This window comes from Planococcus sp. BI3 (assembly GCF_056680115.1).
Map to the genome: position 1 here is coordinate 790,908 of NZ_CM155266.1, position 24,638 is coordinate 815,545.

Annotated in this window: 27 protein-coding genes; 9 read left to right on the forward strand and 18 right to left on the reverse strand. The window is 45.0% G+C overall.

Going from position 1 to position 24,638, the window contains the following annotated elements; translation table 11 throughout:
• Positions 1 to 125 precede the first annotated feature (125 nt).
• Positions 126 to 707 carry a CDP-alcohol phosphatidyltransferase family protein gene (locus AC1MEO_RS03990; protein WP_480334491.1) on the forward strand — a complete coding sequence of 194 codons (582 nt, stop codon included), beginning with the start codon at positions 126 to 128 and terminating at the stop codon, positions 705 to 707.
• Positions 708 to 723: 16 nt separating this feature from the next.
• Positions 724 to 1,815, forward strand: coding sequence for an FAD-dependent oxidoreductase (locus tag AC1MEO_RS03995; protein ID WP_480334492.1), 1,092 nt, complete (start codon positions 724 to 726; stop codon positions 1,813 to 1,815).
• 119 nt (positions 1,816 to 1,934) lie between these two features.
• Here AC1MEO_RS03995 and AC1MEO_RS04000 read toward each other — a convergent pair whose 3' ends face one another.
• A complete protein-coding gene (locus AC1MEO_RS04000; protein ID WP_480334494.1) occupies positions 1,935 to 2,231 on the reverse strand; it encodes a hypothetical protein in 297 nt (98 codons plus the stop codon).
• A gap of 187 nt (positions 2,232 to 2,418) precedes the next feature.
• Positions 2,419 to 3,354: a DUF5996 family protein gene (locus AC1MEO_RS04005; RefSeq protein WP_480334495.1), complete on the reverse strand. Its 936-nt coding sequence runs from the start codon at positions 3,352 to 3,354 to the stop codon at positions 2,419 to 2,421.
• A gap of 381 nt (positions 3,355 to 3,735) precedes the next feature.
• Here AC1MEO_RS04005 and AC1MEO_RS04010 point away from each other — a divergent pair, with 381 nt between their 5' ends.
• The 5 genes from AC1MEO_RS04010 (at position 3,736) to AC1MEO_RS04030 (ending at position 9,240) form a co-directional block, all read left to right on the forward strand.
• Complete coding sequence (locus AC1MEO_RS04010) at positions 3,736 to 4,371, forward strand: RraA family protein (protein WP_480334496.1); 636 nt, start codon at positions 3,736 to 3,738, stop codon at positions 4,369 to 4,371.
• Positions 4,372 to 4,513: 142 nt separating this feature from the next.
• Positions 4,514 to 4,990, forward strand: a complete 477-nt coding sequence (locus AC1MEO_RS04015; RefSeq protein ID WP_480334497.1) for a DUF948 domain-containing protein — start codon at positions 4,514 to 4,516, stop codon at positions 4,988 to 4,990.
• Positions 4,991 to 5,273: 283 nt separating this feature from the next.
• Positions 5,274 to 5,516, forward strand: a complete 243-nt coding sequence (locus tag AC1MEO_RS04020) for a hypothetical protein (protein ID WP_480334498.1) — start codon at positions 5,274 to 5,276, stop codon at positions 5,514 to 5,516.
• 360 nt (positions 5,517 to 5,876) lie between these two features.
• Positions 5,877 to 6,344: a universal stress protein gene (locus AC1MEO_RS04025; protein WP_480334499.1), complete on the forward strand. Its 468-nt coding sequence runs from the start codon at positions 5,877 to 5,879 to the stop codon at positions 6,342 to 6,344.
• A 469-nt stretch (positions 6,345 to 6,813) separates the two neighbouring features.
• Positions 6,814 to 9,240 (forward strand): PAS domain S-box protein, encoded by a 2,427-nt coding sequence (locus tag AC1MEO_RS04030; protein WP_480334501.1) that lies wholly within the window; start codon positions 6,814 to 6,816, stop codon positions 9,238 to 9,240.
• 182 nt (positions 9,241 to 9,422) lie between these two features.
• Here AC1MEO_RS04030 and AC1MEO_RS04035 read toward each other — a convergent pair whose 3' ends face one another.
• The 10 genes from AC1MEO_RS04035 to AC1MEO_RS04080 all read right to left on the reverse strand — a co-directional run bounded on the left by AC1MEO_RS04035 (position 9,423) and on the right by AC1MEO_RS04080 (position 17,270).
• The gene (locus AC1MEO_RS04035; protein WP_480334502.1) at positions 9,423 to 9,848 is read right to left on the reverse strand and encodes a hypothetical protein; all 426 of its coding nucleotides are present in this window, start codon (positions 9,846 to 9,848) and stop codon (positions 9,423 to 9,425) included.
• Positions 9,849 to 9,866: 18 nt separating this feature from the next.
• Positions 9,867 to 10,682 (reverse strand): hypothetical protein, encoded by an 816-nt coding sequence (locus AC1MEO_RS04040; RefSeq protein WP_480334503.1) that lies wholly within the window; start codon positions 10,680 to 10,682, stop codon positions 9,867 to 9,869.
• 73 nt (positions 10,683 to 10,755) lie between these two features.
• Positions 10,756 to 11,049: a hypothetical protein gene (locus AC1MEO_RS04045; RefSeq protein WP_480334505.1), complete on the reverse strand. Its 294-nt coding sequence runs from the start codon at positions 11,047 to 11,049 to the stop codon at positions 10,756 to 10,758.
• A 64-nt stretch (positions 11,050 to 11,113) separates the two neighbouring features.
• Complete coding sequence (locus AC1MEO_RS04050) at positions 11,114 to 11,416, reverse strand: hypothetical protein (protein ID WP_480334506.1); 303 nt, start codon at positions 11,414 to 11,416, stop codon at positions 11,114 to 11,116.
• A gap of 34 nt (positions 11,417 to 11,450) precedes the next feature.
• Positions 11,451 to 11,765 carry an alpha/beta fold hydrolase gene (locus tag AC1MEO_RS04055; RefSeq protein ID WP_480334508.1) on the reverse strand — a complete coding sequence of 105 codons (315 nt, stop codon included), beginning with the start codon at positions 11,763 to 11,765 and terminating at the stop codon, positions 11,451 to 11,453.
• 176 nt (positions 11,766 to 11,941) lie between these two features.
• Positions 11,942 to 12,319: a membrane lipoprotein lipid attachment site-containing protein gene (locus tag AC1MEO_RS04060; RefSeq protein ID WP_480334510.1), complete on the reverse strand. Its 378-nt coding sequence runs from the start codon at positions 12,317 to 12,319 to the stop codon at positions 11,942 to 11,944.
• A 205-nt stretch (positions 12,320 to 12,524) separates the two neighbouring features.
• Positions 12,525 to 15,359: a YhgE/Pip family protein gene (locus AC1MEO_RS04065; protein ID WP_480336015.1), complete on the reverse strand. Its 2,835-nt coding sequence runs from the start codon at positions 15,357 to 15,359 to the stop codon at positions 12,525 to 12,527.
• Positions 15,360 to 15,361: 2 nt separating this feature from the next.
• On the reverse strand, positions 15,362 to 15,868 hold the full coding sequence (locus tag AC1MEO_RS04070) for an RrF2 family transcriptional regulator (protein WP_480334512.1): 507 nt from the start codon (positions 15,866 to 15,868) through the stop codon (positions 15,362 to 15,364).
• Between the two features lie 255 nt (positions 15,869 to 16,123).
• The gene (locus AC1MEO_RS04075; RefSeq protein WP_480334514.1) at positions 16,124 to 16,507 is read right to left on the reverse strand and encodes a DUF302 domain-containing protein; all 384 of its coding nucleotides are present in this window, start codon (positions 16,505 to 16,507) and stop codon (positions 16,124 to 16,126) included.
• A 193-nt stretch (positions 16,508 to 16,700) separates the two neighbouring features.
• Positions 16,701 to 17,270: a class I SAM-dependent methyltransferase gene (locus tag AC1MEO_RS04080; RefSeq protein ID WP_480334515.1), complete on the reverse strand. Its 570-nt coding sequence runs from the start codon at positions 17,268 to 17,270 to the stop codon at positions 16,701 to 16,703.
• A gap of 314 nt (positions 17,271 to 17,584) precedes the next feature.
• Here AC1MEO_RS04080 and AC1MEO_RS04085 point away from each other — a divergent pair, with 314 nt between their 5' ends.
• Complete coding sequence (locus tag AC1MEO_RS04085; RefSeq protein ID WP_480334516.1) at positions 17,585 to 18,046, forward strand: universal stress protein; 462 nt, start codon at positions 17,585 to 17,587, stop codon at positions 18,044 to 18,046.
• Positions 18,047 to 18,174: 128 nt separating this feature from the next.
• Here the strand turns inward: AC1MEO_RS04085 and AC1MEO_RS04090 are convergent, their stop codons facing one another.
• The 3 genes from AC1MEO_RS04090 to AC1MEO_RS04100 all read right to left on the reverse strand — a co-directional run bounded on the left by AC1MEO_RS04090 (position 18,175) and on the right by AC1MEO_RS04100 (position 20,350).
• Complete coding sequence (locus AC1MEO_RS04090; RefSeq protein ID WP_480334518.1) at positions 18,175 to 18,723, reverse strand: flavodoxin family protein; 549 nt, start codon at positions 18,721 to 18,723, stop codon at positions 18,175 to 18,177.
• 178 nt (positions 18,724 to 18,901) lie between these two features.
• Complete coding sequence (locus AC1MEO_RS04095; protein WP_480334519.1) at positions 18,902 to 19,684, reverse strand: hypothetical protein; 783 nt, start codon at positions 19,682 to 19,684, stop codon at positions 18,902 to 18,904.
• A gap of 27 nt (positions 19,685 to 19,711) precedes the next feature.
• Complete coding sequence (locus AC1MEO_RS04100; protein WP_480334520.1) at positions 19,712 to 20,350, reverse strand: pyridoxamine 5'-phosphate oxidase family protein; 639 nt, start codon at positions 20,348 to 20,350, stop codon at positions 19,712 to 19,714.
• Between the two features lie 208 nt (positions 20,351 to 20,558).
• On the opposite strand from AC1MEO_RS04100, the gene AC1MEO_RS04105 reads away from it, so the two are divergent.
• Positions 20,559 to 21,305, forward strand: a complete 747-nt coding sequence (locus AC1MEO_RS04105) for an alpha/beta fold hydrolase (protein WP_480334521.1) — start codon at positions 20,559 to 20,561, stop codon at positions 21,303 to 21,305.
• A gap of 155 nt (positions 21,306 to 21,460) precedes the next feature.
• Here the strand turns inward: AC1MEO_RS04105 and AC1MEO_RS04110 are convergent, their stop codons facing one another.
• The 3 genes from AC1MEO_RS04110 to AC1MEO_RS04120 form a co-directional block, all read right to left on the reverse strand.
• The gene (locus tag AC1MEO_RS04110) at positions 21,461 to 21,955 is read right to left on the reverse strand and encodes a hypothetical protein (protein WP_480334523.1); all 495 of its coding nucleotides are present in this window, start codon (positions 21,953 to 21,955) and stop codon (positions 21,461 to 21,463) included.
• Between the two features lie 219 nt (positions 21,956 to 22,174).
• Positions 22,175 to 23,386: a type III PLP-dependent enzyme gene (locus tag AC1MEO_RS04115; protein WP_480334524.1), complete on the reverse strand. Its 1,212-nt coding sequence runs from the start codon at positions 23,384 to 23,386 to the stop codon at positions 22,175 to 22,177.
• Positions 23,387 to 23,396: 10 nt separating this feature from the next.
• Complete coding sequence (locus AC1MEO_RS04120; RefSeq protein ID WP_480334526.1) at positions 23,397 to 24,626, reverse strand: MFS transporter; 1,230 nt, start codon at positions 24,624 to 24,626, stop codon at positions 23,397 to 23,399.
• Positions 24,627 to 24,638: the final 12 nt, after the last annotated feature.

A 24,638-nucleotide genomic window follows, 5' to 3' on the forward strand; every position in this document is an offset into this window, starting at 1 on the left:
AATCCCACTCAGATATGAAAAGTTTTTTACCGAGCCCATTAATTGGGTCTCCGAGTGGGATTACGGGTTCTAATCGGAATCCTATACTATACTGAAAATATCTTGAAAATGAAAAGGTGAACTACATGCTCGATACACATGCACGAAAACACGTTCAACCAGCCGTAGAAAAAACGGCTGATTTTTTGCTGAAAGCCGGCTTTACCGCTGACGGCGTGACGAAAATCGCTTTTGTCATCGGCATGTCTTCAGGTGTTTTTATTTATTTGGATCAGCCTTTCTGGGCCCTGGCTGTCCTCTGGTTCTCTGGTTATCTCGATGTCGTCGATGGCACCATGGCGCGGAAAACCAAGCCGTCCTCCTGGGGAACGCTGCTCGACATCAGCTTTGATCGCCTGGTGGAAATCAGCGTCATCTTAGGATTGGCTTTCCGGTTTCCCGATTCGATGTGGGCATTGTTGCTGCTGAGCGTTTCCATCATCGTCGCGATGACGGTCTTCCTGACTGTTGGCGCGTTATCGGATAAACAAGGCATGAAGTCGTTCTATTACCAGGCAGGATTGGCCGAAAGAACAGAAGGCTTTATCTTCTTTACCCTAATGATCATTTTTTCAACGCACTTAACAGCAATCACACTGATTTTTTTCGCCGTTCAGATTGTCACAATTTCCCAACGTTTGGCTGAAGCCAAACGGATTCTGAAGTAGACAGGAGTGAAATAAGATGAAGACCCTTGTACTGGTCGGAGGCGGACATGCGCATTTGCATTGTCTTGAACAAACGAAAGATGAGTTGCCGCAAGACTGGCGCGTTCTGCTGATTTCTCCTTCTCCTTACCAGTATTATTCGGGCATGTTTTCCGGATACACGGAAGGCGTTTACAGCCTCGATGATATCCGGATTGATCTGAAAAGATTTTCTGATAAGATCGGGGCAGAATTTGTTGAGGATCTGATACTCGCCGTCGATGCCGAGGCGAAAGAATTAAAGGGTGCAAATGGCGCAGTATATTCTTATGACGCCGTGTCGTTTGATATCGGCTCACAAACCGCTATTCCGGCAGCAATGCGAGAACACGTTTCCTCTATTAAACCCAATTACCGGTTTCCAGAGCAATTGCTGCAGCTGCGGAATTCCGCTTCACCCGTAATCGTCGGAGGAGGCGCTTCCGGCGTTGAATTGGCCTTTTCCATTCTGGCATGGAGAAAACAGCATAAGCTGCCTGCCAATGTGGCTTTATTCAGTTCAACTTCCTTGCTTTCTGGCCAAGGAGATGCCGCTTCGAAAAAAGTTGAAACTATCGCAAAGCACAAAGCCTTGCCTTTTTTTACGGGTGTTTCGGTGAACTCGGTGGACGGGCTCAGTATCATGACGAGTGATGGGCGGTCTTATCCGCAATCAGGAGTACTTTGGCTGACGGGGCCGAAAAGTTCAGATTTGTTCACCCTCTCCGGATTGCCCACGGATGACGATGGATTTCTGCTGGTCAACGATGCATTGCAAAGCGTCAAGCATCCCGACATCTTCGGAGCCGGCGATTGCATCACAATCGACCGTTACCCCTCACTCGCCAAAAATGGCGTCTATGCGGTTCGGCAAGGCCCCATTCTATGGAAGAATTTGAAAAGCAGCTTATTGGATGACGGACTCGTCCCGTTCATTCCGCAAAAACGCTTCGTTTCGATTTTGTCGACAGGAGAAGGTCAAGCTATCCTGTCTTATGGCCAGCAGGTTCTGCACGGCAGGATTCCCTGGAAAATCAAGCAACGCATCGACGGGAAATTCATGAAGCGTTATAAGAGTCTTTATGAGTAAGTGAAAGCTCTAGTGGTTCTGGCTTTATGCATACCGTTCAAAGCAAAAGCCCATTGCCATGCTGACTATTCGAATCAGCATGGCAATGGGCTTTAATTCTTCATCTTTAGAACTGCTGCTTAATCTCTATTTATCCGCTCCACCTTGCAAGGCAGAGAAGCAAGTTTTTTATACCCGACTAACAACAGCACACAAGCAACAGTTGCTGCCAAAAATGTTCCTACATAGAGGATGGGAGAGCCGGCAGAGCCAAAAGCAGCCGTACTTTGCAGATTTTCTGTGTTTTCCCAAGCATTTGAAAAGTTGGGTCTGTAAGTGATCACCTTAACATAGCCAACTGAAAACACAGCTGCAAAATAAAGGATATGGACAGCTGCTGCACCAAGCAAAGCCTGACAAATAGTTTTCATTTCCAACTCCCCTTCTTTTATTCCATAATTTAGTATATCAACTGATGTAGACGATGTACATAAAAGGAGGGAATTTCCCTGTTTCAAGAATGTCTAAGAACGAACAACTGCCCTGCTTTGAACGGAAGCAGGGCAGTTGTTCGTTCTCGGGTTTTTAAAGGTTTCGTTATCCTACGGAATCGTCACCAGAGATTCAGACGGATTTCCCGGTATGGTCCTGGCCTTTTTGTTTTTCCATTTTTAACGGAATAAAATAGTGAGAGGTTTCTTCCCACCCGAGCTCCTGTACGAGAAGTTCAAAACTGGTGCGGAAAAATTCCTGTATGGCATGACTCGGATCTTTTGCAGCAGCGGCACTTTCCAAGTCCAGAAAATACTCACTCTTCGATTGGTCATAATACGCCTGTTCGGGCTTTAACAGAGCACTGTTTAAATCTTTGTACATGAAAGGATAGGGCAAAACAAAAAACGTCGGCACGTCCACTTTTTCATCTCCCAACCAAAATCCATATTCAATCATCTGCTCATCAAAAGCTGCCTTTTCGATAATTTTGTCTTCCGGAAATGGTTCCATCTTATTGTTGATGATAAGAAGAGATACATCAAATGTGCCCCAAAACAATAGCGGCTTCATTTTCCGGCATCTTAATGGACCCACAAACTTCAGTTGTTCGTGCAGTGCCAACTGGAAAAGCTGCAACCCCCTCATCGCATCCCGCTGGTTGAAAATCAAAGGGCTGGCATCTTCATTCAACTTGTTTTTATAGGCCATTTCCTGCGGATTGGGATTGATCGTTATTTCAATGCCGCGAGTGTTCAGTGATCCTACTATCTCCTCGAAATACGCTTTGATGGACTTGGAGGATGTCAATTCAAAAGATTGAATATCTCCATCCACATTGACGACAATCCGGCTGTTGCGGATGTCCAAATCCACCTGAAAAACAGCATTTCCCTCGAACAATAATCCTGTTGAAAAGCCATCAGGGGTAAAATCCAGCCCGACATGCGCCCATTGCGGCTCCTGCGGCGCTGTTTCCAATTTCAGCTTTCCAAGAATCTGTGAAATCAAATGCAAGGTGAATTTGGTATCTGCCCATTCCGAATGCCGAATAAGATCAAGTTTCATTTTGTACGCCTCCCTAAACTGATTTGTTAGTGGTTACTTTACCAACTATCAAACAAAGAGAAACTTCCCCAGTCGAAATTCTTCACTTTCACGAAAAAAACTTCTCTTTAGATGACCATTGCATTTGTTCCACTCAAAAATCCGCTCACTTGCAACAGAATCCTGGACATGGCTAAAAATCAAACATAATGATAACTTATCATTATTCATTTGCTTAATCGATTTTACTTATGGACACCTGCAGGATATACTTTTTACATGATCAAAATGACGAAGTCGGAATTTTCTGGTCTATCTCCCCATTATAGGTTCACGAAAAAGTTCCGATACTCGTTTTTCACATGCCTGAAAAATATTATAAAACAAAGGAGTTTTTTTACGATGACAACTGAAACGATCAGCGAACAATACAAATCCGTTCCGACTACCGCAATCTCCGATGCAATGGATGGCTTAAACAACCTGCATTCATCCATCAAACCGCTGAAGGATACTTATAAAATCAGCGGAAGAGCCCTTACCGTGAAAATGCCCATTGGAGACAATCACTGTGTTTTAAAGGCGCTCGATGCAGCAGAGCCCGGGGATATCATCGTCATCGATGCCAAGGGAGATCTGTCGCGTGCTGTCGCAGGGGATTTTGTCCTCGGCATGGCCAAAGCGTTGGGAATCGGCGGATTTGTCGTAGATGGCGCTATCCGTGACCTGGAAGCCTGTAAAGCATTGGACTTCCCGATTTTCTGTAAAGGAACGACGATTGCAGCCAGCAACAAGGCCGGAATCGGTGAAATAAATATTCCGATTTCCTGCGGAGGTGTTTCGATAGAGCCTGGGGATATCATCGTCGGAGATTGTGATGGCGTCACGGTCGTCCCGCGTGAAAAAGCAGAAAAAGTATTGGCTGATTCACTTGAAAAAATTAAAAAAGATGAAAAACGGGAAGCATCCGTTTCCGGAGATATTGACGCCATCAAAAAGCACCTGAAAGAGCAAATTGCTAAAACAGCAAAAGCCTGAATGCTTTTATGGTTTTCACGAATCGACAGTTAGGAAGAATTTCGCCGATCCGTGTCAGAAACCGCCCTCTGATGGGTTAATCACCGGTGCATAAAGGGTATAGCATACCCAAGACATCAATTAATTTAAAGGAGGAAACAGCATGGATTCAACAATGTGGCTGTACATAGCACTTGGGATTTTCGTCTTGGGGCTGATCATCGCAATCGTCGGAGTGGTCATGATGATATCAGGAATCAAGGAACCGGTGAAAAAGATAAAAGGTTCAGCGAACAATTTAAAAGAGCGGGTCGATAAACTCAATTTGGAGGCAACGACGCTGTCCCATACCGCAAATGAATTAAAAGAAGATGTGCAAATGAAATCCGAAAATATCAGCGTTTTCGTCGATGCTGCAAAAGGCACCATGAATTCGGTCATTGATTTAAACGCGACGGTCCATGCAATCACTGTTGATATCTCATCAAGAGTAGACCGCGACAAGCAAAACATTGCCCAAGTCAACCAATACAGCAACACTGCAATCGGTCTGGTTAACAAGATAAAAAATCGAAAATCTCCTAAAGCCAGCAACACCACCTATACTCCAACGTCTATGCCTGACGTGAAAGAGTATTAATGACTTGAAACCAACAGCCCCTTGTCCGATAAACTGGACAAGGGGCTGTTCTTTTTTTTGACTGGAACATCCCCTTCCCATCCGCTGCTCTCCCCCTCTGCTATCGGCAGAGCTTGGAAGGATAGCTGTCCATTTAAGTTGGTGGAGAACTGGCAACGGACAGCCAATGCCATAAAAGGGTTTTCCGCACTGCTGTTTAATTGTATGAGTACAGGACCTATGGAAAGCCGCAACAAATCCATCAAAAGTTTAGAATGCAGAAAAAACAAGGAGGAGAGTTAACATGAAAAAGGGTTGGATATCGATTGTTGGAGGGTTGGCGATAGGATTGGCCATTTCTTATTTTGTACTTGATTACAACGGTTGGACTTTAGTGACAATCGACAAGTCCGGGAAAACTACCGGTTCAATCAACGAACTTGATTTTGATTTGATGACAAATGCTTTGGGCATCATTATACTCTGTACAGCTGTGGTTTATGGAATTCTGACTGTCTTCGGCAAAAAGAAGCAAATAGACGAGTAAAGAAAAACGTCAATCAATAGGGATGCCACACTGAACATCCGGATGATGGCCTTTCAAGTTTCTGCAGCTGACAAGTGATTCTAAAGTGCCAGTACTGTTGAAATTATAAGATAAGCAATGATTCCCAAAATGAAAATAAGACTATATTTCGTTTTTCTTCCCATCAGACTCTCCTCCTACTTTTTCGGCAATTTGAGCAACACGAGCAATTCCTTTCGGCAAAACAATTATACTCCTCATTCTCACATGGGGAGTTTTTATTCGTCTTCAAGAAGAACGGTCTCGGCCATCTGTCGGCAGGAATTTGGCCTTCACGTGGAGAAGTACTCTCTACTACCTAATCCGACAGGAGGAGATACCATGCCTTTAGCGTACCGACAACTTCTAGTAGCAATCGATGGTTCAGAAGAAGCAAGATTGGCCTTTAACAAATCTATCGACATTGCAAAGCGGAACAACGCCAGATTGAACTTACTCTATGTTGTAGACCCGCGCACCTACACCCCGATCAGAATCCACGGCGCTGAAATTGAGCAGGATGCCTTTAAGTTCGGCAGTAAACTTCTAGAGAACTACAAAAAGGAGGCCCTGGCCGCAGGGGTCGAGGATGTAAATGCCATCGTCACACCTGGCTCTCCCAAGAAAGTCATCGCGCGTGACTTGGCCAAACGGGTAGAGGCGGATTTGATCATCTGTGGCGCATCCGGAATTAATGCAGTGGAACGTTTTATGCTGGGAAGTGTATCCCAGCACATTGTCCGCAGCAGCCCCTGTGATGTTTTAGTGGTCCGCAGCCAGGAGCTTGATGACAGGACTGAGGAGCAGTGAGAAAAGAATAGTTCGGCATTGATCCGCACGGAATGGTAAAAAGCCTGTTTGCCTTTCTATACAAAGCAAACAGGCTTCTATCATTTATCCTCCTGACTCTTAACTGGAGCATTTGATCAATAAAAGAAAATGTCCTTATTTTTCAGTGCTACTATCCGAAATACAAATATACCAATCGATCCCTCGAAAAAAAACAACCTTCATATGCTTGCAACAAGAGAAATCCTATGAAATCTTCGGCATTTAAAATATTCCTAATATTTTCTAATTTTCCGTCAAAAAACACTATCTTAGAACGGCAAAATCCTATAAACTAGAAACATATGGGTATTACTACCTTTTTAGTGGGGAATTATGCGGTATTCACGACTTTTCCCTTATACATACTTGATGAATCAATAGGCGAGATGATAAGAAATCACAAATGCAGTTTTATCGAAATGATTATCTTTATTACGAGAGGAGATCAATGAAAATGTTAGATGTTTCAAGAGAATTCGGGCAGGACATTTTATCTTCCACTCCTCTTTTCGATTTAATTAAAGATCCTATTTTTTTGATGGAGGAAGTTCAAGATTCCTATCGTTATATTTACGCCAATCCCTCAGCCTTGGCCTTAATGCCTTCACAAAATATTATTGGCTGTCTAATCGAAGAGATCTTCCCTCCGGAAAAAAGCGATCAACTGATCCAACAGCATAGAAAAGCGAAAACTTCTCAAAATCCGATAGAGTTTGTAGGGGAAATTGAAACGGAAAATGGCGAATTTATTGGAGAAACCATGCTCAATCCGATTTCAGCAGAAAAGGGCCAATTTCAGTACATATTGGCTGTGGTGCGAGATGTCACCGAAAGAGAACATAAAAAGCAGGACCTGCAGAAGACGAGAAAAGATATTGAAATTGAACGCAAAAGGTTAAGCTCTCTGGTAGAAAACAACGGAAATGCCGTATTTGAATTTGATCAACACAAAAACTTCATCAGCATTAACAAAATGGTCACTGAAGTTACGGGATTTACTGAAGAAGAATTGCTTGGCCACTCGATTATTTCCATGGTTGAAGAAAGCCATAAGCAGGACACCATTGGACAATTTGAAAGAGCGTTAAATGGGCAGCCTGTTGAATTCGAAACTACCATCTTTACCAAAAACAAACGCCTTGCCACCTTTCAAGTCAATACGGTTCCCATCATTAACGAGGAAGTCGTAATAGGCATCTATGCCATCGCCAAAGAAATCACTGAACAGAAAAAAACTGAACGCCTTTTGCGCGAAAATAAACAGCGTTATAAATCCTTGATCGACAACCACCCACATGGAATTTTCACTTTTGACTGCACAGGTACGTTAACAAGTATAAATGCCGGCACAGAAAAAATTACTGGCTATTCCTTAGCCGAATTACAGGAAAATTCATTTCTCTCGATTGTCATGACGGATGAAAAAGAAAAAGTTCGCAGCTATTTTTATGAAGCCATTCAATATAAACAGCCATCGCGTTATGAAATGGCGTTCCATAAAAAAGACGGTGGGTTAATTGATTTACAGGTGATGAATATCCCCATCATGGTGGATGGTGAATTGGTTGGAATTCATGGAATTGTGGCTGATATCACTGAAAATAATCAAGCCCAGAATGCTTTGATTGAAGCGAAGGAAGAACTGGAGGTTTTCTGGAATAATTCCACAGATCCGATTTTTTACATCGATACAAAAGGGGATATCCTGAAAGTAAACCCAGCTTTTGAGGAGACCTTTGAATTTACGGAAGAGGAAATGAAAGCAGGAAAAGGGACGATTATTCCGCAGCAGATGAAATCGGATCAAGACAATATCGTGGAAAAGATTTTAAATGGCGAAACGGTCAAATTCCATGATACGCTGCGGGTAAACAAGTCCGGCAAACCCTTGAATATCCTCTCATCCTATTCACCGTTTCGAGATGCAGATAAAAAAGTGATCGGGGCAACGATCGTCTACAAAAATGTGACGGAACTTAAAAAGGCCGAACAGGAATTGCAAAAAAGCCAGGAGAAATACCGGCTGATTACGGAAAGCACTTTTGACATCATTACGTTGATCGACCTTTCCGGGCAGGTTGAATACGTATCCCCTGCAAGTGAAAAAATCTTGGGATATCCTGATCAAACCTACATAGGCAGTCCTTTCACCACCAATGTCCATCCTGAAGATGCTTTCGACTTAATGGAAAATGTGGCTTCCTTGATCGATGGAGGAGAACCGACGGCTATCGAAGTGCGTTATTTGCACCGGGATGGCCATTACATCTGGATGGAGGTCTCCCCTACCCCTGTCTTGTCGAACGGAGAATTGAAACAATTTTTCACCATTGCGAGAGACATCACGGAGCGAAGAAGACTTCAGGATAAAGTCGCGAAAATGGCCTTTTACGACCATTTGTCTGGCATCCCTAACCGCCGTACTTTTGATGAAAAATTGAAAAAAGCCATTCATCAAGCGAATACCACAGGCAAAAAAGTCGCGGTGTTAATGCTCGATGGGCGCAAGTTCAAGCAGATCAATGACCAGTTTGGCCATGACGCAGGAGACGCTGTCATTAAGGAAATGGCCGTTCGGCTGCAGAACAGCATCCGCTCCAGTGATACAGTTGCGCGTTTGGGCGGTGATGAGATGGGCATCATTCTGCCAGGGCTTGATTCGGTGGAAGTGGCAGAAACCACAGCCATCCGGATCCTGCACTCGTTTGAAGCACCGTTATACTTCAATGGATTTAAAATCAGAATCGGCGCAGGCATCGGCATTTCCCTCTATCCGGATGACGCTGGCGATGAAAAACAACTGGTCAAATACGCTGATTTGGCTCTCTATGAAGCGAAAACTTCGGATCAGGACCAGTACAAGATCTATAATTAGCTGAACAAAAATCGAACTTTGACATTCGAAGCCATCAACAACAAGGTGAATTTAAAAAAGTCCGGGAAAACCGTCTAACGGTTTTCCCGGACTTTTTGATTTGTCCAGAAGGCAGCACGTGAAAAAGCCCAAGGCAGCGTTGATTCCAGGCAGTCAAAGAAGCAGGGATGCCTGCCTTGTTTCTAAAACGCTAACCTAGGCCGTTTCAATAAAAATCTCGGGGGCGCTCCAAAACCTTGTTCAGCTTCAAAATAGGCCAATTCGCCGGGAATACATGAAATGATTGAAGGAAAGCCAAAACCGACCGTTTGGCCCAACGCTTCTTTCAGCGGAAGCTCTTGTCCATCCACCTCTTCATTGTAAGACAGGGAATAACATATTTTTTCAGCGCCGTTTCTTATAAGAAGCTCATAAATGCCATTCGGGTCTGAGTTGGGTGGAGGAATTTCAATCATGTATTTTTCTCTTAACATCTTTTGGTATTGATGGCAAAGCCGATTTAATGCATGGCCCCTTTTCTGCGGAGTGAATAATTCGTAAAGAACCCTTTCCTGGACCTGTTTTTCAAAAAAAGATTTCACAATCTGCTCTTCGATATCCTTCTTCATATTGGTTTCCTCCAGAGATCATTCTTTGGGAAGATTTTTGATATTCCGCATCAACAAAACCAGCGAAACTGCAGATCCTGCAGTGAGTAAGATCCACAACGGAATAAACGGATCCACCACTCCTGTATTGCGGTAACTGAGTACAGTCATATTGGCCAACGCCAGGCCATATGCCGTGGCTTTTACCAATACGATTGAACTCACGATCGGTCCCCATGCATTTTTTTGCCACAACAGGATCCCACTGATGATTAAAGACGGTATCAATAAGGTCAAGTCTACTGCAAACACAACCGCAGTTGGATGATCGGTTTGTAAAATACTTTGGTGTACCTGCCCAGTAAAGACAAAGCTGAGCGACAAGATAATCCACATGCTGCCTAAGAGTATGGCGAAGCAGAACATGAATATACTGACTGATTTGTAGGGAATCCGCTCACTGAAGCTCCGGCTGAATGCCTGTGCATCTGTTTGGATCAACGCAATAACAAATGTAGATAGAGAAATTACGAACAAGGCTGCATAAAGCAGAAAGAAATTATTAAAGGCCGCTCCAAAAAGGTAGAATACATAATTGTAGATCATATACCACAAGGAACCCATCCAAAACAGCCTGCCTCTGTTAGAAGCACGCGCTGTAAACAACGCAGATATCAATAACAGCGGCACCACGATAAACAAGGTCACGATGTCATTGCCTCGCCAGGCAGAAACGACGAGTGCATTATCCCGGTAAAGTCCTTCAGAAAACAATCCGCCTAAAGAACCTAGGCCGGCCATGAAAACAATTGAAAATGACAGCCATAGAGTAGTTTTACTTTTCATACCGAACATCCGGAATCCCTCCCTTTCCGATTGAACCCAACCCTCGTTTCAACTTTTGCGAATTGTCGTCTCCGTCACCTATTCACTCCACAATCACTTCTGAAGGAAGGATTCCGGAGAAATCATCTGGAACATCAAAAGGAATGACACGGACTTGATCTCCTACTTCCAATTCCTCGAAAGAACTGATCGCCCCCTTGAATCTCGTACCGTCAGTCATATGCATTTCATGAACAACCGGTTCTTCTTCCGGATCATCCGACCGCACTTCCACACTAAAACTGACCTCTGTCTTTTCTGTTACTTCACCTTCATAATTTCCACAGCCCGCCAACACTAACAGGAGAATACCCAGCATACCAAACAAGCGCTTCATTTCTTCCCACTTCCTTTACGTCAGAATATCTGTTCAGTCAGCGCACCCACCGGCACAGTTTGCGTTAATCTTCTACACCGATCGTTTCTGCCAGCTCTTTTTCTTCACTTGTCTCCTCAACCCAAACTTTCACTTTGTCCAAACGCTCGAGTTCATCAAATGACTCTTTTTTTCCTTTTATACTCGTTTTTTCTGTGACAAAGACTTCATAGACAGGATATTCAGCTTCAGGGTCAGTGGCTGGAGGATAGATGATGACACTCGATTTCTTAACTTCCTCGATATAGCCCTGGTAATCACTCGTATCAAATGGATTGCAACTACAGAGAAGCATCGTGGAAAGAAACAAAATCATCAATTTTTTCATCAAATGAGTTCCCCCCACAATTTTATACTATGAGTTAAAGCGTCTTCTTTACAAATTCACAGAATCGGCTTTCCTCTTCCGAAAAAGGATTATGATTACTTTCGTTAAAAACAGTAAACCTGGCCCCTGGAATCAACTCAGCAATTTCCTCTCCGAATTTCAAGGGGCATTGCGCATCGTATTTTCCAGAATAGATGAAACTTGGTATGTCGATTCCTTTTATTTGTTCTCGGATGTCGTAGTCCGGAGATTCACTTTTGATGAAATAATCCAGCCGTGGACCGACAGTTTTGCCGCTATTCGGCTTGGCCATCGATTTTTCCAATGTTTCTTCTGACCAGAAAGACATTAACGCCCATTGGTAATTCACGTCTTTCCGATGTGAACCAATTTAAACAGAATAATAATATACCCATAATAATTAACCATAATGACGCTTTACTATATCATTTCATAAGATTTCTCTTCGACAAACCCAATTCTCAAGAATCTGCAAATCAGTTACATTCGAAACTAAAAAACAGCTTACTCTTCAGTAGATAAAAGTATCTTTTCCGTTTGCCCATCCCATGTGATCTCCACTTCCACCTCTTCATCCTCTTGGATAACCGCGCATCCTTCGCAAGAACTAGTTGCAATATTTCCGACGCCATTTGCTAACATGATGCCAGTGCCTTCAGAACCTCCTGAAGTGGTTTCGAGTTTATAATCGATAAATTCCGGCGCTTCGCCCTCACCGGTATATTTGACGGTTCCATTTTCCTGTTGCCGATCTCTGTCTGAAACCTCCACCACATAAAACACGTCCCAATTCTCACTGCTTCCTGAAAAATCATATCGCGCGCTATTTCCGCAACCGCTTAACATGAGCAGCAGAATTGCTGGAAAAATTATTTTCTTCATCCTTTTTCAACCTCCTGTGCGATCATTTTCTCTTTTAGCCTCGCCCTTAATATACCAAAAAAATCCAGCACTTACACGAAATGATTGAATATTCTATTCTGATGAAAATAAGCATCTTTCCCATTGCTGGCATCAGCCGATTTAGCCACAAAAAAATCCTCTGTTGGAGGTCATTTTGCATGACCCTTCAACAGAGGATTGACCCTTAACTTTCTTCAGCCAGCCTGAATGCTTTGCGGCTGCGCAGGCTAAGTACAAGCCAGAGCAGTACATTGAAGAGGAGGAAGAAAGCTCCGAGTACGGAGATGCTCATTATAAATGTGTCTACGCCATACGCTGAAGACATCGATTCCCGGAAGCCGAGGAGCGCATAGCTCATCGGGATAAAATTGTGGACGGTCTGGAAGAAACCGTTTGTCAGCTCTACCGGGAACATGCCCCCGCTCGCTCCCAATTGAAGGACAAGCAGGATCATCGCCGCAAACCGTCCCGGATTTCCAAACGTCATCCCCAGGAACATGATCAAGAACATATACGTGAGCGAAGTGATGACGGAGACCGCGACAAACTCCCCGATATGTTCCACCTGGAGGTGAAAGCCGAACAGCATGATGGCATCGACAATCAATGCTGCTGATGTCGCCTGGATGAAGCCAAGTGAGAATTTGCTGAGCCACCATGCCGTGCCTGATGTCGGGCGCCCGGCCGGTGGATTGATCGGAAATACCAAATTGAATGACAAAGCACCCACAAAGAGGCCGAGCGACAAAATATAAGGCGCCAATGCATGGCCGTAGTTCGGCACATCGCTCCGCTGGCTTTCTGTGGCTGTTGCCGGGGCAGCCAGCATAGTGAAGTTGGCGTCATTCAGTTGAGTGCCATTTAAGTCTGCCGCTCCCTCGCCCAAACTTGCAGCGAGTTCAGATGAACCTTCTGAAAGCTGGTTGATGCCTTCTCCAAGCTCACCCGAACCTTCTGATAATTGCCCTGCCCCATCGCGCAATTCAGCTGCACCTCCAGCAAGTTCACTTGCTCCACCGGAAAGTGCCGGAACCCCCTCTGCCAGACGACCGGCACCCTCTGCCAGTTCATCCGAACCCGAATTCAGCTCTGCTGAGTTGGCAGCCAGACGATCGGTGCCCTGTTGGAGTTTGCCTGCTCCTTCTGCTGTTTTTGATACGCCAGCCGTATAGGCAGCTGTTCCTTCCTCCAATTCCAAAGATCCCTTTTGCAGGGCGCTCGCGCCTTCGACAAGACCAACCGATCCGGAAGCAAGAGACGAAACGCCTTCATTCAACGACGAACTGCCTTGTGCCAAACGGTCGACTGCAGCCGCCAGCTGAGGGAGATTTTCAGTTGCCTCCACTGTACCGGCCATCAGTTTCCCGCTGCCTTCTACAGCAGCATCCGCACCGGAAACAAGAGATGCCGCTCCAGGAATTAGCTGGCCGGTGAGTGCTTCCTGGACTGACGCATACCCGCCGAGTGCCTGGACTGCTTGAGGATTCACGCTTTCGGCAGCCTTGTTCAATTCCGTAATTTTCTCCGGCAATGAACCAAGAGATTGAAATGCCGGAATAAGCTGTTCGTTTACATCTGCCGATACAGCGGCTAAATTTTCTTCAAGCGTTTCAAGAGCAGCCTGTTGCACTGCGGACTGTTCAGCTGCACTGCCGCTGACGGCAGCTGATAGCTCAGCCTGCTGCTCTTCGGTTAACCCGCCATAAGCTGGTGCCGCCTGCAAAGCAGCAAGGGCTGAAGCGGAAGGCGTTGCCTGAAGCTCATCCAGACTGTGCTGCACCGCAGCCATGTCCGCTTGCAGCTCCGCAGCCCCTTGTACATTAACGGCTGAAACAGCACCATTCAATTGGCTGAGGCTTGCCTGAATACCCGTGAGCCCTTGTTGCAGGCTTTCGATTTGACCTGCTTCGGGCAGCCCATCATTCAATACGTGGAGGCCGGCTTGAAGTGCTGTACTACCAGCCGACAGATCAGCGAGGCCATCGCTTAGCGCGGCTTGGCCAGAAACCAATTGCTGGATGCCTGAAGAGCTGTCCGCCAATTGGCTGGTTTGTGATTGCAGTTCATGCAAGCCATTATCCAGCTGTTCACTGCCACGCTGAGTTTCAGAAAGCCCGTCGTTCAATTGTTCTGCACCCGGGAGGAGTGATCCGATGCCTTGTGCCAATTTTTCGGAACCCTGGACAAGGCTCGAGCCATTTTCATCTAATGCAGCCGTGCCTTCAGCCAGTCCAGCTATTCCGTTTTGGAGGCTGCCTACCCCTTCGGTATAGTCAAAAATCCCTTTATTCAGTCGAACTGCCCCTTGGTTCAGCTCAGTTGCGCCACCCGCAAACTGCCCAACGCCAATTTCCAATTGCTCGGCGCCTTGCTGGAACGTTAAACTGCCTTCTGACAATTCGCGCAGTCCTGCAGTCAATCTACTGTTGCCGTCCTCGAGCTGCAGGGTTCCCTCATCCAGCTGTTCCGCGCCATCCGCCGCTTGTTCCACCCCTTGCCCTAACGTTTCAATTTGTGCAAAAACTGCTTTGACGTATTCTTTCGTCACATTTTCCGCAATTTGTTGCTTGATGGCCATGGTCGCCTGTTTGCTGACAGCTTCGATGAAAAAGCCGCGGCCCGGATTGGTTTCGTACTGCAGGTTCATGGCTTTCGGGTGATCATCCATGACCGATGCTGCATTTTTCGAGAAATCCTTTGGAATGGTCAACACCATAAAAAATTCGCCATCGTTCATGCCTTGTTCAGCTTCTTTGGCATCCGTAAAGTGCCAATCAAGCGTTTCATTTTCTTTTAAGTTACTGACCAGTTCGTCTCCTATAGCAAATGTCTTGCCCTGATACGCTGCGGCCAGATCTTCATTCACCACCGCAACCGGCAATTGACCAGTTTTTCCGTAAGGGTCCCAAGAAGAGCCGAGGAAAAATCCCCCATAAATAATCGGGATGAACATCATGACGATCATCGTTCCCAATAAAAGCGGTTTGGAAAACAACTGCTTCCATTCCTGTTTCAGCATTTTCACTTGTCATCATTCCGTTCTTTGTCAATTACATCGCTTAAGGTTTCCCGGTTCCAGTTTAAAGTCGGGACATTCGATGTTCCCAATCCTTCTTTCAAAAGATCAGCCGCGGTCACATTTGAAAAATACTCGATCAACAAGCGATCTCCTTGTGAAAAAACCTTCCGAAGAAGTTCCTGCCCTTTTTGTGCATATTTTCCGTCTTGAAACGCAAGGCTGATCAACCCGGAGTCTGGATACAATTGAATCGGCCCTTCCATTGCTTCAATAACATCGAGCAGCGTAATCTCTGCAGTGGGCTTGGCAAGTGACACGCCTCCGTTGTTTCCAGAAACCGAGACTGCAATTCCCTGGACGACCAATTTTCTGATGATTTTCTTCATGTACGAAGGCGAGACCCTGAGCCGCTTGCTGATTTCATCCGATGCGAGCGGCGCGCTGCTTTCTTGAGTAGCCAGCAGGACGATGATGCAAACAGCTTGCTCTACCCCTTTTGTCAATTGCATAATTAGCACCTCTTCTTCATCTACTTTAAACATCCATTATGGATATTGAACATCTATTAAAGGATGATACTCCTTTTTTCCGAAAATACAAGAGCGGAATTCACATTTCACGTGCTTTCTTCTGTAAAAAAAGGAGGCAGCCAGCGGCTGCCTCCTTCTATCGTTTCGACGGTTTCACAAATGGCGTGCATGGAGCTAGTGAACATAGCCATTGCTTGCCCGTGTATTGTACTTGGAAAACAGAACCCTCAGATGCTAGACAGACTTGTCGATGCATCCAATCAATCGCTCTTCTATCTCAAAGGCGATTTTTTTGATGTGATCGTTTTGGACCATTTCAACCAATGCACTTGGTTTTGGCATTCCAATTTTGGTTTTGCCGTTTTCTTCATAGACTACAATTTTACACGGCAGGAAATACCCTGCTAGCAAATCTTCTGATAGAACCCGATTTGCCTCATGCGGGTTGCAGACTTCTAGAATCGTGAATGGCGTATCAAAATCGGTTCCTTTTTCCTGGAGTTTTGCAGTCAGGTCAAAATTCCACAAGACCCCAAACTTTTCTTCCTTCAACTTCTCTTCGAGCGTCCGAACGGCCTCGTCTCTACTTTTTGATGTTTCAACTGTGTAATTAAACATTTATAGTTCCCCTCTCTTTTTCTTGCCAACTTATTTTTTCCAGTAACTTTCCAGGTGAACTGGTTGCACCTGAAGCCTTTCATTGAAACTTATCGAATAAAATGAAAAACAGAAACGCGATTCCTGCCAGGAACGCAAATTTTTGGGCTGGTCATAACGAACTCCACAGTAGTCTCATGGTTTCATCCTTTCCTTATACAGGTTTCGCGATGATCGCGTAATGACTTTCATTCAAGTGAATCACTTCTGTCTGGAATCCGCCCTGCTCAAGCAGCTTCGCCATTTCCTGAGAAGAGATTTTGTCTTCCAGCGGTGGGCCGATTGGTGTCGGGACCGCTTCCCATTCAACCACCAGCAATGTTCCCCCGGATTTCAAGATTCTTCTGGCTTCGCTGAGAGCCTTGGGCATATCCGGGACTTCATGAATGACAAATGCAGCAACCACTTTATCCACGGTTTGGTCTTTTAGTTGAATATTTTCCAAATCACTTTGGATATACCGGATGTTGGCTATTTCTTCTTTTCCTGCAAGTTCCCTCAACAATGCCAACATTTTCGGTTCAATATCAACTGCATAGACCTGGTTTTCAGTTTTTTTAGCCAAAGGAATTGTAAAGTACCCATTCCCAGCTCCCAAGTCGGCTACCGTATCTTCCGAATGCAAATTTAAATACGCTATCACTTTTTCTGCGGGCAGCATAACTCGACGTGCTTCGCTGTACAAAACTTCCGCTTTTTCCGGATTGAATCTCTTTTCAGTCATTTCGCTGGTCCACCTCGCCTCTTTTAAACCCCTGGGGGTATGTTCGTTCCTAAGCGTATCGCTACTATCCCTCAGAAACAACCGATACGACTTACGCAAATATTTGTGGGGAACGGAAACAACCCGCCGCTTTGCCGCTAGCTCCTTTTCTTTAAGAGAAAAAGAGCTCATCCTCTTCGCTTTTGGCTTAACTGATGCGACAATGGAGCAAATTGATTTAAAATATTTGAATATTGAAACTAAAAAGAAAGGGTTTTGAAGAGTTCTGGAGAATTTAACCTAGTAGAGGAATGAAAATTTGAGGAGGAATAAGCATGACACTTGAATACAATCGTATTTTGGTAGCAGTAGATGGGTCACATGAAGCTGAATTGGCATTTAAAAAGGCGATTGGCATGGCTAAACAAAATAATGCCATATTGAATTTACTTCATGTAGTGGATACCCGAGCCTATACGACTATGACAAAACACGTGCCCGATATCGATGAGGAAGTTTTTGAGGATGGGAAAGAGCTTCTTCAAAAATACAAAAAGGAAGCGCAGGAAGCCGGCGTTTCTGAAGTGAATGTCTTCATCACCCCCGGTTCCCCTAAAAAGGTCATTGCACATGATTATGCCAAACGGTTGGAAGCCGATCTTGTTGTCTGTGGAGCCCAAGGATTGAATGCATTTGAACATTATGTGATGGGAAGCGTATCTCAGCATATTGTCAGAAGCAGCCCCTGTGACGTATTGGTTGTCAGAAGAGAAAAATCCGAGAAAATCATAGGATAAAAAGAGCGGAAACGTGAAGAAATAGAACTTCTACTTTTGAACTCTAAAAGAAGCCCAGTCCGCTTGTCGATCAAGCAGACTGGGCTTCTTTGATTGTTCAGGCATTGGACTTTCGCTTTTCTTACTTTTCAAATAGGCACGGGTTCTTTTTTGGCATGCAGGGACACTTCAATAAAAAACGTGATCTCTTCATCAAATTGCTTCATATGCTGCTTTTCAACACGGAAATTTGTCGCGTATTTGATCTTATTGCGCTGTTCTTCAGGAAGCAGGTTGTTGACCCACAGCTCTGCTACCGCCGCCGGTTTTTGTGTTGTAAGGGCAGCAAGTTCAGCCGCTATTTTTTCCCGCTGCCCGGCCGCTCCACTGCATAGGGTGATAAAGGAATAATCGGTTAACTTATCCTTTTCCATTTTGATGAATGTCCGCATCGGCGCAGCAATTTTCCCTGCCCATATAGGCGCCAGCAGAATAACTGGCCCGTACCCGCTTACATCAAAATCAAGCGGAGCCAGGCGTGAATTTCGTTTCGTCAAAACATCGAACAAAATGGAAAGATTTTTCCGCTTCTTTTTCTCTTTGATTTCGTACATATCACAGTTCATCCTGTCCCGCAGTTCTAGTGCCAATTTCTCGTTGTTCCCTGAATGGGAATAATAGACAATTAACGGTTTCATGTGATATCCTCCTCGGAATCCTTCTTTGGAGAGCCCTCGTTTTGGATTGGCAACAGTATATCAATTCACAGTCATACTATTATAAGTTCTTAATATTGTCAATATTCAGAACTTATAAGTGGATTTCTTGCTCCATTCCACCTGCTCCAGTATTTCCGGACACTTCTAAGCCCCGCATTCAATCGATTGGTTCTATCAAGTCAAAGGGTGCGCTGTCCCCTAGTTGATCATGCAGCGTTATGCTTCCGCGATCCACTCGATAGGAAGTCATCCAGGTCCCCTTCTCCGCCCCTTTTTGCCACTTCTCCGTAAAGATCACAAGGTAAATGTTTTTCTCCATTTGTTCGACAGCCGTTGTCCGCACCACCTCATATCCATCCACTGTGCCTTTCCAAGTTCCCGCTCTATTCGGGAAATCATCAGTTTTTGTGTCATCATTATATGTAGCAAATTCGACCGCATCCTCTGCTGTAACTGGAGGCAGGGGCGGCGATGTCAACACAAACAATCCTCCCAGCAACAAGTAGGCTAAAACTGGAGCAACGAAAAGCGCTTTGTTCCGCTTCTCCTGCAGCCATCTGTTCAACAGCCATTTATCGATAACGCCGTAGAGGACAGCGACCAATATTCCAGCAACTATAAAAGTTTGGAATGGGAAAAGCAACCCGATGGCAGAACCGCAGCCGCCAAGGAGCAGGACGTACAACCAGTCTGCCCGGTGAAACCATTTCCGCTGGAAAGACTCAACCACAAAAGATGCCAAGATCCCATAAGTCAGCCCAAAGAAGCCAATGTAGAAAAAGTAAATTAACGTCATATTGTAGAAATGACTGCCTAAATGGTAGACGATTTCTTCATCTGTTTTGATTTCCCAATAAGCCCATGCCATGGAAAAAATAAATGAGGCAAGGAACATGGCCTTCAATTTCCGTGTAATGCGAATCCCACTGCTTTCTGTCATGATTCTCCCTTTCTTGTCCTTTTCTTTTTAATACAAGGTATCCCGATAGCTCTTCGCCAGAAGTTTTCCGATCGCCTCTTCGTCCACATTCGGCAATTTGGCATGGGCCGCTAAGATTTTCGCCCCTTTTGGAAGGTCCTCTTTTTCTGCCCAGGTCTCAGGGCTCCACAGTCCCGACCGCCGGAACGCCTTGGCGCAATGAATAAAGCATTCCTCCACATCAATGCCGATTCCGAGGAGCGGCCTTTTTCCTTCAACCGCCATTTTCTCCAACAGTTCTTCATCGCAGATGACGCTGGCTTTTCCATTGATGCGCAGAGTCTCACCCAGTCCCGGGATGAAAAACAGCAAACCGATAGCCGGATTGGATAAGATATTCTGCATGGAATCCATCCGCTTGTTCCCGGGCCTTTCGGGAATGATCAACTGGCTTTCGTTAAGCACGTGCACAAAACCGGGAGCGTCTCCCCGGGGAGACACATCGCAAAAGCCGGAGCCATCTGCTGTTGCCATTGTCAGAAACGGTGAGTTCGCGATAAAATCCCTGCAATGTCCGTCCACGTAGGAAATGACTTTATTGCGCACGAGTTCACTCGGCTGTCCGGTGAGTTCCCGAAGTTCTTCCACTGTCTTTACTGTGTTTGGAAATGTTGGCTCGGTTTTCAATCGTCTCCATCCCTCTCGCATCAAATTTCTTTTTTTCAGTTTACTTCCTTTATTGTATATTGTAACTTATTTCTGCTCAATCGGAGTTCTTATACAAACACCGTCCATGAATGTATACTTTTAAGGAGAGGCAGAAAAGGTGCTGCTTAAAACACGTCTTCTCTTCCCTTTCATGTATGCATGGGCAACCTTCGAAGGAGATGTTAACATGATTGATTACACGGAGACGGAATCCAGCGGAAACGAACCGATTCTCTTTATCCATGGCCTGGGTGCAAGCCGCTGGATGTGGTGGCAGCAAGAAGCGGCTTTTTCGGATTTCCCAATCATTTTGGCAGATTTACCCGGACACGGAAAAAGTGTGTCCACACCTTGGATCAGTTTAGCCGATACGACGGAGTTGATTGCGCAGCAGGTGATTAGAAACCGAACGGTCCATGTGGTGGGGATTTCATTGGGGGGCCATGTCGCCTTGGAGTTGGCGAAGCAGTACCCTGAAAAAATTCTCAGCACCTTTATCAGTGGCATTACCGTCGAGCCCATGCATTTTCAATTCTTCCTCAACGTACAATCACGGCTAGTTCAGCGCGGGATACAGAATGACCAGTACCTAACTAAAGCAGCCCGTGAATACTACCACTTGCCCCATGAAAAAACAGCTGAATTCATCGCCAACTATCGGCTGTTAACGCGTGAAACCTATGAAACCATCTGGAAAGAAATCATGCGGTTTCGGCTGGACGAAACCTATGGGGCTATTGCCGTACCCTGTTTATTTGTGGCGGGAGACAAAGAATCTCGTGGCATCGTCAAATCCATTGAGATTGCGCCGCAATTGATACCCGGTGCAAGCGGATGCTTAATCCCCGGCGCGCAGCACGCTTGGCCTGTTCAACAAGCACAGCAATTTAATCGGATGTTGAGAGATTGGCTTATCCATGATCATCTGGAGTAGAAGCCAAGAAAAAACGAAAAGACGTAAGATTCAAGAGAATAGTTTCGCAATTATAACGAAGGCGAGAAATAAAAAGGAAAATTTAAAAGCCCCTATTCCAATTAAGGATAGGGGCAGATCATTGTGCATTCGCAAAATTAAATTGTTCTGCATGATTATGGAGCAGCCGGCTCTTCGGATCCCTCAAGCTCCGGAATTTCCTCTTCTACTTCAAGTGTGCTTAAATACGCTTCCGTCAATTCAGCAGCGTGCACTGTTGAACTGATGGCTGCTTCAGCTTCAATCACTTCAATGGAGTTTTTATCAAATCTTTTCGTTACGGCTTCTAACTGATTCGCAGCCGCTCCCATCCTCCCGTATATCGAATCCACTTGTTCTTGATAATGAACAAATTCTTCAGCTGTCAAGGTTTCTTGACCTGCCAATCCAGCTCCCATTCTGTTCAACACTTCTGAACTTGCAAGCAACTTCTTGTGAACAGGCGCCAGGCTACGGGAGACATCCGAGCTTTTTGTAATCTCATGATTGAATTCACTCTTATTCTCTAGTGCTTCAGGTTTATTGTCCGCCGCTGAGACACCGTTATGAACGGAGAATGCAAGACCGACTGCTAAGGCAGGTGCTGTAAATTTAAAAAGTGATTTTTTCATTCGAAATTCCTCCTTTTTCACTTACAGAATGTCTTACTTCCCTATGCTTACCCAGCTGAATCTTTGTTATGTGTATATTTGTTTATTTAATGACAATGAAAGACTACTGTAATATTAGAGAAGAATTCCTGGAACAGCCGTCGAATTGACTCTCTTCGAAAATCCAGGATCACTTGGAATAGCGTAACTCTTTTCTTCTATTTAAAAATCCCATCCGCATCACTCAAAATAGGAAACTTCCGGATGTGGATGGGATAAAAAATCATGATGAGAGATGGTCCATCCATAGGCGCCAGCAAGTTCGAAAACAACAACATCGCCTGCCCTTATTTCTTTTACCCGGACATTTTTTGCCAATACATCATTGGGTGTACAAAGCTCCCCTGCAATAGTCACATCTTGATTTTTCATAGTCGGCCGTTCGAATGGAAAAAGCCATTTGTCCATTCGGAGGATGGTAAAGGGGTGGCTCATTTTCCAGGCAGCCGGAAGCCGGAAGTGATGCGTGCCCCCTCGAATCAATGCAAACCCCTCACCATGATTCACCTTTAAATCAAGGACTTCGGCTGCATAAAAACCACATTGCGCCACCAGATAACGGCCTATTTCAAGTATCAACTCCACTTGATCGTGCTTGTGCACGTCATAAAGCTGTTGAAGTCCCTCGGACAACACTCTCCAGTCAAAAGGCGCATCCGGGTTCTGGTAGTTTATCCCGATCCCGCCGCCTACATTGACGACCAATGAAGGAATTTCAACTTCCTTTTTCCAGGCCATCGCTTTCTTGATGCATAATTCAATGAAATTCAAATGACTTTCGGCATCTAGGTTGTTGGACATCGCATGAAAATGGAAGCCTTTTAAAACCAGATTCGGTGCCAGAAGCAGCTTTTTCAAAAGCCTTGGAATGTCTTCTTCCGCAACGCCAAACTGTGAAGGGACTCCAGACATTTTCAGATAGCTGTTTGATACATCGTCCTGTAAATTGACCCGAACAATCACGGGTATTTTTTCATCAGCTGCTTCCGCAAAATATTGCAGCCTGTTTACATCATGGAAGCTTTCGATATTGATGTGTTCAATGCCTTTTTTTGCCATCAGTTCAAGTTCATAATCTTTTTTGGCAGGACCCCCGAATATTAGGGGCTTTGTGGAAACTTCTGTTGCACTTTGCATTTCCCCTGCAGAAGCCACTTCAAAGCCGTCTACTATTTCATCAAGCACTTTTAAAATCCGTTTATCCGGGTTTGCCTTCATTGCATAAAATAACCGGCAAAAAGGCGGCAGGGATTCCTTCATAGCAGTAGCATGCAGCCTAAGCTGTTTCAGATTATAGATATAAGCGCAAAATGGCTCATGCTGTTTTCTGGTTGCTGCCAATTTTTCGATCAACTGATTGATATTCTTTAAACCTTCTTGGACGGCCACCATCTTTTCCCCCTCATTTCTGTTCACTCCACAAGTCTTTTCTCCACAAAGCAATAAGGAGAGTTGAAAGGCAACAGCCGATTCCCATGAACAATCCGGCTGAAAAAACCCCTCCCACACTAGCGATCCCTCCTATGATCAGTGCCCCCAAAGGGATATAGCCCCGGTCCATCAAAGCAATGCTTAATACTCTGCCTCTATACCTTTCATCCACGTTCAGCTGAAGAATCACTCTGCTGAGCGTCCGATAATATTGGCTCGCCAATCCGATCAAAAACATGAAGAAAAGGGCCAGTTGGAAACTATCATTCAGCAGGATAAAGAAAAAGAGTCCCAATCCAAAGAGGAAAGCCGAAACAACCATGACCCGTTCAGGTCTTTTCGGTTGTTTAATCGATAACAGTACGGTAGCCGCGACTGCCCCGACAGACGACACAGACAGCAGCAAGCCAAAACCATCCGGGCCCATCTGAAGAAGTTCCTTTGAGAATAGCGGAAGCATAGTCGTATAAGGAAACCCAAAAATCATCGGAGCGATGGCGATGAGCAAAATAGACAATACTTTTGGATGAAGTTTAATATAGTGCAAGGTTTCCTTCAATGGCTGTTTTGTTTTCTTGCGCTGGACAGCCATCCTCTGCTGAATGGCAGGTGTTAGGTTCCATAATGACAAGAGGACAAAAAGTGCACCTCCGGATACGCCAAACATCAACACCCCCGGGCTAAAATGAACAAGAAGTATTCCGGCGGCGGCAGGACCTATCATTCTGGCTAAATTGATGCTGGTGGTTTGTATCGATATCGCACTTGCCAACATCGTTTGAGGGACCAAATCAGACAAATAGGCATTACGCACAGGAACTTCTGCGGTCATTAGACATGACCGTAGCGTTACAGCCACTAACAATAAATAGATTCCACTTTCCTTCTGCAGCAAATAAGCAATCCATATAGTTGCCAGAAATAAAAGGACATAGTTTGCAAACAGGATTTTTCTTTTATCGAATCGATCTGCCAGGATGCCAGCCGGAAAGCTGAAAACAAAGACCGGCAAAAGTCGGCTTGCATTCAACAGGGCCAGCATTAATGGCGAATTGGTCCATTCGTATACCACCCAGTTCAAAATGGTCATATCCATCCAGTCTGTCAATCTAGTCAGGAAGCTTCCATACAGGAACGTCCGGAAATTAGTTGATTTCAAAGCAAATGAATCGGCTGCAGCGTAGAAATTTTTCCCGGTCATTTCTTTATTTCT